This window comes from Chitinophaga sp. G7 BAM 1005 (assembly GCF_057126945.1).
This window is the reverse complement of the sequence record NZ_CP181478.1, coordinates 3181017-3195286: the sequence shown is the minus strand read 5'-3', so window position 1 is coordinate 3195286 and position 14270 is coordinate 3181017. Positions and strand designations below refer to the sequence as shown.

At 47.0% G+C, this 14270-nt stretch carries 10 protein-coding genes; 6 read left to right on the top strand and 4 right to left on the bottom strand.

From position 1 onward, the window contains the following. The first annotated feature begins 316 nt into the window (after positions 1-316). From gyrA to ACMXI2_RS12620, 3 genes are all read left to right on the top strand, one after another. A complete protein-coding gene (gyrA, locus tag ACMXI2_RS12630) occupies positions 317-2923 on the top strand; it encodes a DNA gyrase subunit A (protein WP_483781930.1) in 2607 nt (868 codons plus the stop codon). A gap of 159 nt (positions 2924-3082) precedes the next feature. Next, positions 3083-4345 carry a tetratricopeptide repeat protein gene (locus ACMXI2_RS12625; protein WP_483781929.1) on the top strand — a complete coding sequence of 421 codons (1263 nt, stop codon included), beginning with the start codon at positions 3083-3085 and terminating at the stop codon, positions 4343-4345. Between the two features lie 710 nt (positions 4346-5055). Further along, entirely contained in the window at positions 5056-5490 is a 435-nt protein-coding gene (locus tag ACMXI2_RS12620; RefSeq protein WP_483781928.1) for a group II intron maturase-specific domain-containing protein, read from the top strand. 183 nt (positions 5491-5673) lie between these two features. On the opposite strand, the gene ACMXI2_RS12615 is transcribed toward ACMXI2_RS12620, so the two are convergent. From ACMXI2_RS12615 to ACMXI2_RS12600, 4 genes are all read right to left on the bottom strand, one after another. Beyond that, a complete protein-coding gene (locus ACMXI2_RS12615) occupies positions 5674-5874 on the bottom strand; it encodes a hypothetical protein (RefSeq protein WP_142687064.1) in 201 nt (66 codons plus the stop codon). 156 nt (positions 5875-6030) lie between these two features. Then, positions 6031-8229 (bottom strand): hybrid sensor histidine kinase/response regulator, encoded by a 2199-nt coding sequence (locus ACMXI2_RS12610; RefSeq protein WP_483781927.1) that lies wholly within the window; start codon positions 8227-8229, stop codon positions 6031-6033. Between the two features lie 136 nt (positions 8230-8365). Continuing rightward, complete coding sequence (locus tag ACMXI2_RS12605) at positions 8366-8560, bottom strand: hypothetical protein (protein ID WP_483781926.1); 195 nt, start codon at positions 8558-8560, stop codon at positions 8366-8368. A 127-nt stretch (positions 8561-8687) separates the two neighbouring features. Beyond that, complete coding sequence (locus ACMXI2_RS12600) at positions 8688-9383, bottom strand: LytR/AlgR family response regulator transcription factor (RefSeq protein ID WP_483781925.1); 696 nt, start codon at positions 9381-9383, stop codon at positions 8688-8690. A gap of 103 nt (positions 9384-9486) precedes the next feature. On the opposite strand from ACMXI2_RS12600, the gene ACMXI2_RS12595 reads away from it, so the two are divergent. From ACMXI2_RS12595 to ACMXI2_RS12585, 3 genes are all read left to right on the top strand, one after another. Then, positions 9487-9792, top strand: coding sequence for a DUF6660 family protein (locus tag ACMXI2_RS12595; protein WP_483781924.1), 306 nt, complete (start codon positions 9487-9489; stop codon positions 9790-9792). A 95-nt stretch (positions 9793-9887) separates the two neighbouring features. After that, positions 9888-13019 carry an efflux RND transporter permease subunit gene (locus tag ACMXI2_RS12590; RefSeq protein ID WP_483781923.1) on the top strand — a complete coding sequence of 1044 codons (3132 nt, stop codon included), beginning with the start codon at positions 9888-9890 and terminating at the stop codon, positions 13017-13019. Continuing rightward, positions 13016-14248: a TolC family protein gene (locus tag ACMXI2_RS12585; protein WP_483781922.1), complete on the top strand. Its 1233-nt coding sequence runs from the start codon at positions 13016-13018 to the stop codon at positions 14246-14248. Before ACMXI2_RS12590 ends, ACMXI2_RS12585 begins: the two co-directional genes overlap by 4 nt. Positions 14249-14270 lie beyond the last annotated feature (22 nt).

Below are 14270 nucleotides of genomic sequence, written 5' to 3'. Positions count from 1 at the left end.
TCCGTTGATTCGAACAATTGATTATCAGTCTCTTAGAAACAAATACTTTGCCAATATTTATATTCTAATATATTAAAGGGTCTTAACATATTGCAGATAAATCAAAAACAGGGTTGTTTTACTATAACACAAATGCCATATAAATGGTTCTTATTCATTGTGTAAATCAATCATATATCGATATTGCCATATAATCGTTAATCCCTATGGTGTTTTTTATTCACATTCTTTGATTTTTAGGCCGGAATAAGGGCTGAAATGGCTATATTTGCCTTTATCTGTTTTACGCAGAAAAAACTGTAAATCAACACACAAAATGACAGAGCATACGGAAAATCATCAGGAAGGGAGAATTGTCCAGATAAATATCGAGGAGCAAATGAAAACGGCCTACATAGATTACTCTATGTCCGTGATCGTAGGCCGTGCCTTGCCCGATGTGAGAGATGGTCTGAAGCCTGTGCACCGGCGCGTTTTATTCGGAATGAATGAACTCGGCAACCACAGTAACAAGGCCTACAAGAAATCAGCGCGTATTGTGGGTGAGGTAATGGGTAAATATCACCCGCATGGTGATGCTTCCATTTATGACACCATTGTACGACTGGCGCAACCCTGGAGCATGCGTTACCCGATGGTGGATGGTCAGGGTAACTTCGGTTCGGTAGATGGCGATATGCCGGCTGCCATGCGTTACACCGAGATCCGCCTGCAGAAGATCGCAGAAGCCATGCTGGAAGACATCGAAAAGGAAACGGTGGACTTTACCAACAACTTCGATGACACCCTCGAAGAGCCTACCGTGTTGCCTACCCGCATTCCCAACCTGTTGGTGAATGGCGCTTCCGGTATCGCCGTTGGGATGGCTACCAACATTATGCCCCACAACCTCAGCGAAGTGGTGGATGGCGCCATTGCCTACATTGAAAACAAAGAGATCACTATAGAAGAGCTGATCAAACACATCAAAGCACCGGATTTCCCGACAGGGGGTGTTATTTATGGTTTTGAAGGCGTTAAGCAGGGTTTTGAAACCGGCAGGGGCAGGGTAGTGGTAAGAGGTAAAATTACCTCCGAAACCGCGAAAAACGGCCGCGAAAAGCTGGTGATCTACGAACTGCCTTACCAGATCAACAAGGCAGTGCTGCACCAGAAAATTGCACAGCTGGTAAATGATAAAATAATTGAAGGCATTTCCGATGTACGCGACGAAAGTGACCGTGAAGGTATGCGCCTGGTAATTGATCTGAAAAGAGAAGCTATCTCCAATGTGATCATCAACCAGTTATTTAAATACTCCGAACTGCAAACATCTTACGGTATCAATAACGTGGCGCTGGTAAAAGGCCGTCCGCGTATCCTGAACCTGAAAGATATGATCGCGGAGTTCATCGATTTCCGTCATGAAGTAGTAGTGAGAAGAACCCGCTTCGACCTGCGTAAAGCAGAAGAAAAAGCGCATATCCTCGCCGGTTACCTGATCGCACTGGATCACCTGGACCAGGTGATTGCACTGATCCGCGCCGCTGCTACGCCTGATATTGCGAAGGAAGGGCTGATGACAGAATTCGGATTGTCTGAGTTACAGTCGAAAGCTATTCTGGAACTGCGTTTACAACGTCTTACCGGTATGGAACGCGATAAGATCCGCGCTGAGTACGACGACATCATGAAACTGATCACTTACCTGAAAGAAGTATTGGCTGATGAATCTTTACGTATGAAGATCATCCGCGAAGAACTGGAAGAAGTGAAGAAGAAATTTGGTGACGAACGTAAAACAGAAATTCAGTACCTCGCCAGCGAAATGAGGATTGAAGATATTATTGCAGAAGAAGATGTGGTGATCACCATTTCTCACCTGGGATATATCAAACGTACTTCTGCCTACGATTACCGTCAGCAGAAACGCGGAGGCCGTGGCGCCATTGGTGGTAAAACCCGTGATGAGGATTATATCGAGCACCTGTTCGTAGCCTCCACCCACCATACCATGCTGTTTTTCACGGAAAAAGGCCGCTGCTACTGGCTGAAGGTTTATGAAATTCCGGACGGGGAGAAGAGCGGTAAAGGACGTGCCATCCAGAACATGATCCAACTGCCGGCCGATGATAAGATCCGCGCTATCATCGATATTAAAGACCTGAGTGATAAAGATTTTATCAATAACCATTATATTGTACTTTGTACCAAGAAGGGTATCATCAAGAAGACGATGGTGGAAGAGTTTTCCCGCCCGCGTCAGAACGGTGTGAATGCCATTACCATCAACGAAGGCGATGAACTGCTGGAAGCTAAACTGACCACCGGCGACAGCCAGATCATGATGGCCATCCAGAGCGGCCGCGCTATCAGGTTCCCTGAAGCTACGGTGCGTGACACCGGTCGCGGCGCCATCGGAGTAAGAGGAATTGAGGTAGACAGCGACAAAGATGAGGTGGTTGGTATGGTTTGTGTTAATAAAGAAGATGAGCAGAAAACCATCCTGGTGGTTTCTGAAAAAGGATTCGGTAAACGCACCAACATCGATGAGTACCGTATTACCAACCGTGGCGGTAAAGGGGTGAAAACCATTAATATCACGGAGAAAACCGGTAACCTGATCGCAATACTCGATGTAACAGAGAAACATGACCTGATGATCACCTGTAAGTCCGGTATCACCATCCGCATGGCTGTTGCAGATATCCGCGAAGCCGGCCGCGCCACACAGGGGGTACGCCTGATCCGCCTGGATGATAACGACGAAATTGCCGCTGTAGCACGGCTGGATGAACAGGAAGAAGAAGTAAGCCACGCAGAAGAAGGCGAAGAAGGTAGCGAAACGCCCGCTGTAGCAAGTAATGAAACACCTGAAGCAGGTGAAAATGACAATACACCGGAAGGAACCGACGGTGAAGCTACTGACACTACAGAAGAATAAATAAATTATAGCCGGTAACAGGTCCTTAACCCGGTCTGTTACCGGTTTCTGATAAAAAAAATACAGCCAGCTTTTAGTGGTAACTATACTACTGGTTGTATTACTGTTTATTGGAGCACCATACTCTTATTGTAATCAGCAACTAAAAAAAACAAAAGCATGAAAAAATTATTGGTATCTCTTCTCTTTTGCACGGCCGGTGTATCGGTTATGGCACAACGGGCAAAAGTTAGCAGTGCGGATGAGAACCTGAAGAAGCAAGATCTGGAAAAAGCCAAAGCGGATATTGACGCAGCATTACAGAATGAAAAGACCAAGAACGACGCTAAAACATGGCTGGTAGATGGTAAGATCCTGGAAGCTATGGGCACCAAGCAGAAAAGTTCTGCACTCGCAACAGAAGCTTTTGCTGCCTTCAAAAAAGCGTTGGAAATAGATCCTAAAATGAAAGAAGCTGTTCTGGAAATGAACCAGCCGTTATTCAATGTATATGCTACTATCGCCAACGCCGGTTATGCTAACCTGAATGAGCAGAAATGGGACTCCTCCCTGTACAACTTCAAACAGGCATTTGAAGTAGCTGACTTCTATAACAGTAAAAACCTCGGTGGCTCTATTCCTACAGATACTGCCCTCACTTTCTACGTTGGTTACGCTGCCAACCAGGCCGGTAAAAAAGATGATGCTTTCACTTATCTGAAAAAAGCAGCAGATCTGCAGTTCAAAGGCGAACCTGCACTCTATGTAATCCTGGGTCAGCTGTATGAAGAAAAAGGCGACCAGGCAAACTGGCTGAAAACTATTGAACAGGCTAAAGCTTTATTCCCTAAGGATAAACGCTTTAACGATATGGAAATGGCTTTCTACAGCAAAACAGGTAAAACCAACGAATTACTGACCATGCTGGAAAAGAAGATTGCCGAAAATCCAAACGACCAGCCAGCTGTACTGGATTACGCTATCCGCGTAGATAACCTGGCTAATCCCCGCGATGATAAAGGCGGTGATGCTCCTAAACCAGCTAACTACGAAGAACTGATAGGTAAAGCAGAAGCAGCTTACAAGAAAGCTATCGAAATGAATCCTGCTGATGCTACTGCTAACTTCCAGCTGGGCGCACTGTACTTTAACCGCGCAGTTGTTTTCAACAAAGAACTGAATGGTCTGGACAGCAAACAGCAAACTTCTCCCAAAGCCAAAGAATTACAGGGAAAAGTAGAAGGACTGATGGGTCAGGCATTACCTTTCTTCGAGAAAGCTGATGCAGGCTTTACTGCTAAAGCCAGCAGCCTCGATGCAAGCGACAAACAAACTTACGAAAGCTGCCTCTATGCACTGCAGAAGATCTATGCGATCAAAAACAACACTGCAAAAGTAGAAGAAGTGAAAAAGAAACTGGATGGTTTGGGTGCTAAACAATAACCGTGTATTGATATCATTGAAAAGAGTCCGCTGCAAAGCGGGCTCTTTTTTTTGGTGTGCCAGGCATGTGTTATAGCTCTGGGGTGCAAGTCCCGAATGCGCTTTGTAGCAGGGAGCATTAGCCCAAAGCAAGGGTGTCCATCGTAAGGTGGAATCTGAAGGAAGCTGGCGGCAAACATTCGAGCTGACGAACAGAAACTGTATATGAGGCGGGGTTACAAGGGTGATGTTGCCAAAGAAACAGAAGCCCGATGCTACACAGATTGTAACAACGTAGATGCAGCGGCTACATGAATGGAAAGCGATAACACTTACCCTGGGAGGCCCTGTTTTTTTTTTCAGACAGGGAGTCAGCCGAGGTCATAGTAGGTAGGAAGTGAGCCATCTCCCGAAGTACAAGGGTAAAGTTGGAAGTCTCACAGACAAACCGAAGGACCGAATGTTAGAATGGCAAAGAAATTGGCCGATACATAACAAAGCGTTAACAACCGAAACACGTAAGAGAACTGCTATATTGAGTTGGAAGCCGGAAGTAGAAGACCATACAGCAGGAGTTGAGCCGCGTTATTCGACCGGGTAAAGGACAATGCCCTGTAATTTTTTTTTCAGACAGAGTGAGGTAAACGGTGCTAAGACAAAAATCAGCTGTCCAACGAGCAGTGTATTATTAAGGTTCTGTTTTTTACCGCGATTTTAAAGGGAAGTATCGAATGAGAATACCATTGTCAAGCGAACAACGGATCAAAGCCAAAATTAGAGAGTTAACCGGCCGCAGTAGCGCAATGCCAGAAAAAGACCGGATATCGCGGTTGGAATCTATCATCAGAGGTTGGGTAAACTACTTTAGAATAGCTGATGGCAAGAAGTTGATGCAAAAATTAGATAGCAAGGTATACGAACGATTAAGAATATGCGCGTGGAAACAATGGAAGACGATCAAAGGGCGATGGCGACATCTTACAAAACTAGGCATCAGTAAGCGTCAGGCGTGGCGATGGAGTAACACAAGTTTGGGTTATTGCCGTACAGCCCACAGTCCGATACTATGTAGTACACTCACGGGTGAATACTTCAGGAAGCAGGGGTATGTAGGGTTCCACCAACACTATTATCTGAAAACAGAACATCAGAAGAAATTATTCTAACAAACCGCCGTATACCAGACCGGTACGTACGGTGGTGTGAGAGGACAGTGAGGGAAATAATCCCTCACTTCCTACTCGATCCTGTAGTGTGGGATCCCGAAGGCGATTCCTCACACAAGAAAAAAGTCCCGCCAGCCGGAAAGGCCAACGGGACAATTAACTCAAACGCTGTATGGTACTGAATTATGCTTTCTTAGCAGCAGGAGCAGCTTTCTTGGCATGTTCATGTTTAGCGGCTTTCTTAGTAGTATCAGCAGCTGGTTTTGCTTCAGCTTTTGCTTCAGTTTTAGCAGCTTTCTTTGCAGGTTTAGCAGCTGGTGCTTGTGCGAAAGATGCAGCAGAAATGCTCATTACTACTACAGCGGCGATCAGGCTTTTTTTCATGATGTTGTCTTTTTAAAATGATTAGATGAAGAATATTTTGTTATAGTTTCTGTAGTAAAAATACATCAGCAAAGGAGGGATTGGCAGCATGTTTCGGTGAACAGGGAATTACTGTCGTTGAACAGGGGAAATTGTACGGTAATATATAGCAGGGAATTATAACAGGATATGGATTGCCTCCTGTACAGCCTGTATACACAGCTGTTTCAGGGTATTGAACTGGTTGGCCACCATACCGGGGTGATAGTTGTTTTCCTGTAGTTTTTCCAGCGGTTCCAGGATAGGATACAAATGATCCTGTAAACCGATAAAGGATACGGTTGTTTTCAGGTTGTGCGCGGTGGAACGTATAACAGGAATGTCTTCCGCTACCACCGCCTGTTTCAGCAATGATAATTCCTCAGGCAGTTGCGCAATGAATTGCTCCAGCATCGTTTTTTCGAAGTGGCTATTGCCTTTGGAGAGATCATGGAGATAATTCAGGTTGATAAGATGCTGCGCGCCATTTTCATTTGGCAGGGGATAAACAGCCGGCAACTCCCGGGGCGGCAGTTTACCAATGTACACCTGGATCATCTTATACAGTTCCTCTTCAATAATAGGCTTGGAGATATATTCGTTCATGCCCATCTGGAGGCATTTTTCACGCTCTCCGGCCATTGCGTGGGCGGTCATGGCGATTACGGGAATAGTGGAATGCAGCTCCTGCCGGATGGCCCGTACAGCGGTATAGCCGTCCATTTCAGGCATTTGTATATCCATCAGCACCAGGTCGTAGTGTTGCCGGTCTAATGCCTGCAATACCTCCCTGCCATTGTTAACAATTTTATGCTGCAACTGCCAGGTACCCAACAAATGACGAAGCAGGTTCTGGTTCATCTTATTATCTTCTGCCACCAGCAGCCGCACGTCGGGGTGTAAGGGGAGTTGGTCGTTCTCTGTAAAATAGTGATGTCCTTCTTCTGATAATGACTCACCTAATGTATAGGGCAATTCCACTTTGAATGTAGCGCCTTCACCGGGTTTGCTTTCCACGGAAATAAAACCATTCTGTAATTCTATCAGTTGTTTTACGATGGCGAGCCCCAGGCCTGTTCCTCCAAACTTGCGCGTGGTAGCGGCTTCCGCCTGGTGAAAGCGGTCGAAGATGCTTTGCTGCATAGCGGGGTCAATACCAATGCCGGTGTCACTAACGGAGAACAATATACGAACTGCATTCTCTTCTGCCCATACTTTTGCCACATGTATGCGTACTTCGCCTTCGCCGGTAAATTTAATGGCGTTGCTGGTAAGATTTACCAGCACCTGTGTCAGCCGCATTACATCTCCATATAAAATATCCGGTACATCTTCCTCAATGGTAACAACCAGCCGGAGTTGCTTTTCTTCGGCTTTGGGTTTGAACATGGTGTTTATGCCATGCAGTACACTGCGCAGGCTAAAGGAGGTAGCTTCTATGCGCATCATACCGGATTCTATTTTGGAGATATCCAGGATGTCGTTGATGATCTCCAGTAAACTCTGGCCGGCGCTTTCTATGGCGCCTACATATTCTTTTGATTTATCGTTGAGAGGCTGTGCTTTGAGCAGGTTGGTAAAGCCAATCACTGCATTCATGGGGGTTCGTATCTCATGGCTCATATTGGCCAGGAACTGGTCTTTTATGGTAGCCAGTTTCTTCTCCTGCTGCTGCGATTCATCCAACGCTTCTATGAGCTGCTCCTGGCGGTGGATACGGCTGGTGATATATAAAAACGCGAGCAGGCTCATTAAACAGGCAAAGAACACCAGTACGGTGCCCCAGCGCTGGGCTTTTTGCCCGCTGCTGTCTATCAGGTGGGTAGTACGGTTCACCTCCGATTGCCGGGTGGTATCCAGTTGCCGCAGAATGCCGTTGATGGCTTCGCCCAGCCGTTTTCCTTTCTGGTTGTTGATCAATCTTTCAGCTGCCCATTTACCCTGACTGTAAAACGTATCCAGCACCATCAGGTTAAAAGTGTTCTTTTCATCTACCAGGTAGTTGAGCTGGGTGAGCAATTTCTCGGTACTATCGTTTTTGATGATTTTATTGATCTCTTTAAGATCGGCCTTAATAATGGCTATTTCGGCTTCAATGCCGGTAATATGAATAGTGTCCTGGGAAATAACAGCGCCGCGTACCTTGCTGTCGGTTTTGGCCATATTGGTTTGCAGCTTCTGGAGTTCGTTCTTTACATTCAGTTCCTGTAACAGCTGTTCATTGCCTTTGATCAGCTTATGGATATTGTTGGCGGAGTTGAATTGCAGCACCACAAATAATATCATTCCGGTAATGAACAGGCCGAGGAGGTAATATTTGATTCTTTTAGGCTGCATGACAGTTTAGTACATATAAACGCTGATATAGGAAAGCCGGTTCAATAAAAGTAGCAATTTTATTGCTCCTTCCTTCAGATAATTAGCCTCAGCGTGATAATTCGCTGAGGCTAATTATGTTGACAAAGCAATGTAATTATTTTGCTTTGGGTGCAGCCGGAGCAGCAGCAGCAGGTTTTGCTGTATGATGATGCTTCGTATGTGTTTTGTGAGCAGGCGCCTTTGCAGTCGCTTCTTTTTTTGTTTCTTTTTTAGGCGCAGTGGTCTGTGCAAAAGATGATGCACTCATAAACAACATAGCTGCGGCGATTACAATACCAAACTTTTTCATGGCTGTATATTTTATTTAGTGATCAATTGTTTGACGACCTAAAGGTACATCCGCTTCCAAAGTGATGGTAATACTAATGGCCCAACAGGCAGCAGCTATCGGTCAAAAAGGGGAAAGTGTCGTTGAGCTACAGGAGGTTCAGTTTATTATTCAGGGCAGAACGGTAAGCATCTGCTACGGGAATCGCGTTCTTATTGATAATGATGGCGCCATCTTCAATAGACTCAATTTTGTCGAGCGCTACGATATAAGACCTGTGCACGCGCATGAATTTCCCTGCTGGCAGCTTTTCTTCCAATGCTTTCAGCGTGGTATGGATGGCGTGGAATTTCTGCGGGGTATTTAACTTTACATAATCGCCCATTGCTTCCAGGAAAAGGATGTCTTCTGTTTTTATTCTTTTCAGAATACCATTATCACGTATAAATACAAACTCGGTATCGGATACCTGTAGTTCGCGGTGATTACTGTCGGCGATTTCGCGGGCCTTTTCAATGGCCTGGATAAAACGGGCGGGTTGTACGGGTTTAATCAGGTAGTCGGCCACATTCAGCTCAAACGCTTCTACCGCATAGTCTTTTTTTACCGTGGTGAAGATGATCACCGGACGTTTCTTCCCCAGGTTGCGGGTAAGCTCCAGGCCACTCATACCGGGCATTTCTATATCCAGCAACAGGAGATCTATCTTTTCTTTCTGTAAAAAATTATATGCTTCCATAGCGCTGCTGCACTCACCTGCCACCTGTAATTGTTCCACATGGCTGGCTAATTGCTTCATGGCGGTACGTGCCAGCTTATTATCGTCTACTATCAGGCAATTCATGCGGCTAATTTAAGTACAAATCGTAATATAAAATCATCTCAGCCGCAACTGCGATGCAGTTTTTTCCGGCGGGGTTTTAAGTTTAATTTTTACATTTGTAAAGATGAAGTGGTTACTTTACATACTAAGCTGTTATATCCTGCTGCTGTCGTGCATTCCCTGCAACGACTATCAGCCGGTAAACAGCAGTGTAGCGGTACAACTTACCACTTCCCACGACCACGAAACGCAACCGGACTACTGCTCGCCGCTGTGCGTATGCAGTTGTTGTAATATACAGGCTACTCCCGGTGTGGCAGTCTCCGTTTATTTTATGGCACAACGGATCATTATGGATTACCCGTTGTTGCCCGTTAACCCGCTTCCTTCCTTATCAGATAATATCTGGCAGCCCCCACAGCTGGTTTAATCCGTTTTACAGATGTTTTGCTATGAGCATATCCGTGCCTTTTACCGGTGGTGATATGGCTATGGTACGTCATTTTATTACTTATTGAATCAATCATGCTGGATAAGATCATTCGTTTCTCTGTGAGGAACAAATTAATGATAGGGATATTTACGTGTGCCCTGGCGGCATTTGGCGTGTATTCCTTATTACGTTTACCTGTAGATGCAGTACCGGATATCACCAATAACCAGGTGCAGGTGATTACACAATCGCCTTCCCTCGCGGCGCAGGAAGTGGAAAGGCTCATCACCTTTCCCATTGAGCAAACGATGGCGGTAATACCGGAACTGGCGGAAATACGCTCTATTTCAAGGTTTGGACTGTCGGTGGTCACCATTGTATTTCATGATAATGTAGATATTTACTGGGCCCGCCAACAAGTGAATGAGAAGCTGGGCGAAGCCAGAACCAATATACCGCCCGGCATCGGCACCCCGGAAATGTCGCCCATTTCCAGCGGCCTGGGAGAAGTATACCAATATGTGCTGCATCCGCAGAAGGGGTATGAGGAAAAGTTTAACGCCCGCGAGCTGCGTACCATACAGGATTGGTATGTAAGACGGCAGCTGCTCGGAACACCGGGTGTGGCCGAAGTAAACAGCTTTGGCGGGATGCTGAAGCAATACCAGGTAACGCTGAACCCGGACAAACTCCGCAGCCACCATCTGGGCATTGCCGATGTGTTTAACGCAATGGAAAGGAATAACCAGAACACCGGCGGCGCTTATATCGATAAGAAGCCCAACGCTTACTTCATCCGTAGCGAAGGACTGATCAGCAGTTTGGCGGATATAGAAAAGATAGTGGTGAAGAATACACCGGATGGGTTACCCGTACTGATAAGAGATATTGCTACTGTGCAGCTGGGAGACGCGGTTCGTTATGGAGCGCTTACCCGTAATGCAAGCGGAGAGGCCGTTGGCGGCATTGTAATGATGCTGAAGGGGAAAAACTCCAATGAGGTAGTGAAAACGGTGAAAGCCAGGATCGCGCAGATACAGAAAACCCTGCCGCCCGGCGTGGTAATAGAACCTTTCCTGGACCGCAGCGAATTTGTGGGCAGGGCAGTGGGCACCGTACAAAAGAACCTGGTAGAAGGAGCGCTCATCGTTATCTTCGTACTCGTACTATTCCTCGGTAACCTGCGCGCAGGGCTGATTGTAGCCTCCGTGATCCCGCTGTCGATGTTGTTTGCTATTTCCATGATGTACCTGTTCGGGGTATCGGGCAACCTGATGAGCCTGGGAGCTATCGACTTCGGGCTGATCGTAGATGGCGCCGTCATTATAGTAGAAGCCACTTTACACCATCTTGCCGGTAGAAACAAAGCCGGGCAACTGGTACGCTTATCACAGCAGGAAATGGACACCGAAGTATTTGATGCTGCCAGCAAGATCCGCAGCACCGCCGCCTTTGGTGAAATCATTATCCTCATCGTATACCTGCCTATACTCGCCTTAACCGGTATTGAGGGTAAGATGTTCCGGCCTATGGCGCAAACCGTTTCCTTTGCCATCCTCGGCGCTTTCATCCTGTCGCTCACCTATGTGCCTATGATGTCTGCGCTGATACTGAGTAAAAACCTGGATAATAAAGTTACGGTGGCCGACCGCCTCATGCGTTTCTTTCAGCGTATATACGACCCCGTTATCCGGGGCGCATTGCGCGCAAAAGCATTGGTAACGGGAGCGGCTATACTGCTTTTTGTGATCGCCTTATTTTTATTTGGTAAGATGGGAGGAGAATTTATTCCCACCCTGGAAGAGGGGGATTTCGCCGTGGAAACAAGGCTGCTCACCGGTAGCTCCCTGTCGGAAACAATCGACAAAGTGAGCCTGGCCTCCGGTATATTAATGAAACAGTTTCCCGAAGTAAAAGAAGTGATTGGGAAAATAGGCGCAGCAGAAATACCTACAGACCCGATGCCGATGGAAGCCTGTGACCTCACCATTTTATTGAAACCCAGGAAGGAATGGACCAGCGCCCGCAGCCGGGAAGAACTGGCTAATAAAATGCAGGAAGCCCTGGAGGTCATACCTGGTGTGAGTTTTGGCTTTTCGCAACCCATCCAGTTACGATTCAATGAACTGATTTCCGGGGTAAGACAGGATGTGGGAATTAAGATTTTTGGAGAAGACCTCGCCACGCTGGCTTCATTGGCCAACAAGATAGGCCGTATTGTGAACCGCACGCCCGGCGCCAAAGACCTGTACGTAGAGCAAACCGGCGGGCTGCCACAGATAGTGGTGACAGCCGACCGGGACAAGATAGCCCGTTACGGACTGGATATCGCTACCATTAATCAAACTATCAATACCGCTTTCGCCGGCCAGAGCGCCGGACTGGTATATGAAGGGGAGAAGCGTTTCGACCTGGTACTGCGACTGGATCAGCAAAGCCGGCAGCAGCTGGCGGATGTACAAAACCTGTACATCACCACGCCATCCGGCAACCAGGTGCCACTACAGGAGGTAGCCGAAGTAAAAATGACGACTGGTCCCAACCAGGTGCAAAGAGAAGATGCGAAAAGGCGTACCATCGTTGGTTTTAATGTTCGTGGTCGCGACATCACCAGCGTGGTAGAGGAGATTGAAGCAGCTATCGGCAAAGAGGTAAAACTCCCGGCTGGTTATTTTATCCGGTACGGCGGGCAGTTTGAAAATCTGAAAGAAGCCAACCGGCGTTTAGCCGTTGCCGTGCCCGTGGCGCTGTTGCTGATTTTTGGCTTGCTCTATTTTACTTTTCACTCTGTAAAACAATCGCTGCTCATATTTACCGCTATCCCGATGTCGGCCATAGGCGGCGTTTTTGCGCTCATGCTGCGCGGGTTGCCTTTTAGTATTTCTGCCGGGGTAGGATTCATTGCATTGTTTGGCGTGGCCGTATTAAATGGCATTGTGCTGATAGGAGAGTTCAACCGGTTAAAACAATCAGGCATGAATGAGCTGAACAGCGTGGTACTAAATGGAACGGCTACACGATTACGGCCGGTGCTCATGACAGCCTTTGTGGCATCTCTCGGATTTTTGCCGATGGCCCTGGCAACCAGCGCCGGAGCGGAAGTACAACGTCCGCTGGCTACCGTGGTAATAGGAGGATTGATTACTTCTACCTTGCTCACCCTCCTGGTGTTACCCTGTTTATACATCTATTTTGAGAAAGGTTTTTCAAAACATACATTATGAAGATCTGGATATTAACAGGTTTGCTGTTTCCTGCGATAGCCGTGGCGCAATCGCAGGCACTGACGCTGGAAACAGCGGTGCAGCTGGCCTTACAGCAAAACAAAGGACTGAAGGCTGCCGATGCTTCCGTCGGTTACTACCGTAAAATGACAGGCGCCAGCGGAGAGATCCCCAAAACAGATGTGAACCTGCAATACGGACAAACGAATAGTTATGTTTCTAATGACAACAACTACAGCGTAACACAAACTATTCCTTTTCCCACCGTATTTGGCGCCAGGAAAGAACTGAATAATGCGCAGGTAGATAAAGCCGTTTGGTTTAAAGCCGTTACGCAGAATGAACTGGTGTACCAGGTGAAACAGGTATATGTACAGCTGCTATACCTGCAGGAGGTCAAAGCCCTGATTATGCGGCAGGAAAGCATCTTCACCAGCTTTGTCCGCAGCGCGGATCTGCGCTACCGCACCGGGGAAAGCCGGATGCTGGAGAAGATCGCTGCTGAAGGACGGCTCAACGAAGTAAAGAACTCCCTGCGCCAAAACGAGGCGGATCTTAAAATTTATACTGCCAGGCTGCAGGCATTGCTGGGCATCACCACGTCCGTTACTATAACGGAAACGACTATACCGGAAGCTACGCTCTCCCTCGTGAATGATTCCGCTGCAGTAGTTGCCAATCCGCAACTGCAATACCTGAAACAGCAGGTAACCATTGCGGAAAAGCAAAAGAAGCTGTTCAAAGCAGCGATACTGCCGGATATCATGGTAGGTTATTTTAACCAGTCGTTTATCGGCGCCCCGCTGAATGCTTCGGGCACTCCGGTGGCCACCAACAGCAACCGTTTCCAGGGATTCCAGGTAGGACTGGCATTGCCGATCTGGATGGGACCACTTAAAGCAAAAGTAAAGGCGGAAGGAAAGCAGCAGCAGGCTGCCAGTTTACAGTTTGATAATAATGTGATACAGCTGAAATCCCAGTATGAGCAGGCGGTACAACAGTTTATCAAAAACAGGAACAGCCTGCAGTTTTATGAAAGCACGTCGCTGCCAAACGTGGAGTTGCTGCTGAAGCAATCTGAGAAATCATATAGCAGCGGAGACATTGGCTACGCTGAATATTTTCTTAACCTGGAGCATGGGCTCTCAGCCAGGCAGGGATACCTGCTTGCCCGCAATGAAGTAAAACAGGCAGAATTATACATGGCTTATCTGGCCGGTCAGCAGTAAGGTCATCAACAAAAAAAATATC

Bases quoted from the DNA above. Each gene is read 5' to 3' on its own strand.
- gyrA (WP_483781930.1), top strand. From the start codon at position 317: ATGACAGAGCATACGGAAAATCATCAGGAAGGGAGAATTGTCCAGATA.
- ACMXI2_RS12625 (WP_483781929.1), top strand. From the start codon at position 3,083: ATGAAAAAATTATTGGTATCTCTTCTCTTTTGCACGGCCGGTGTATCG.
- ACMXI2_RS12620 (WP_483781928.1), top strand. From the start codon at position 5,056: ATGAGAATACCATTGTCAAGCGAACAACGGATCAAAGCCAAAATTAGA.
- ACMXI2_RS12615 (WP_142687064.1), bottom strand. From the start codon at position 5,874: ATGAAAAAAAGCCTGATCGCCGCTGTAGTAGTAATGAGCATTTCTGCT.
- ACMXI2_RS12610 (WP_483781927.1), bottom strand. From the start codon at position 8,229: ATGCAGCCTAAAAGAATCAAATATTACCTCCTCGGCCTGTTCATTACC.
- ACMXI2_RS12605 (WP_483781926.1), bottom strand. From the start codon at position 8,560: ATGAAAAAGTTTGGTATTGTAATCGCCGCAGCTATGTTGTTTATGAGT.
- ACMXI2_RS12600 (WP_483781925.1), bottom strand. From the start codon at position 9,383: ATGAATTGCCTGATAGTAGACGATAATAAGCTGGCACGTACCGCCATG.
- ACMXI2_RS12595 (WP_483781924.1), top strand. From the start codon at position 9,487: ATGAAGTGGTTACTTTACATACTAAGCTGTTATATCCTGCTGCTGTCG.
- ACMXI2_RS12590 (WP_483781923.1), top strand. From the start codon at position 9,888: ATGCTGGATAAGATCATTCGTTTCTCTGTGAGGAACAAATTAATGATA.
- ACMXI2_RS12585 (WP_483781922.1), top strand. From the start codon at position 13,016: ATGAAGATCTGGATATTAACAGGTTTGCTGTTTCCTGCGATAGCCGTG.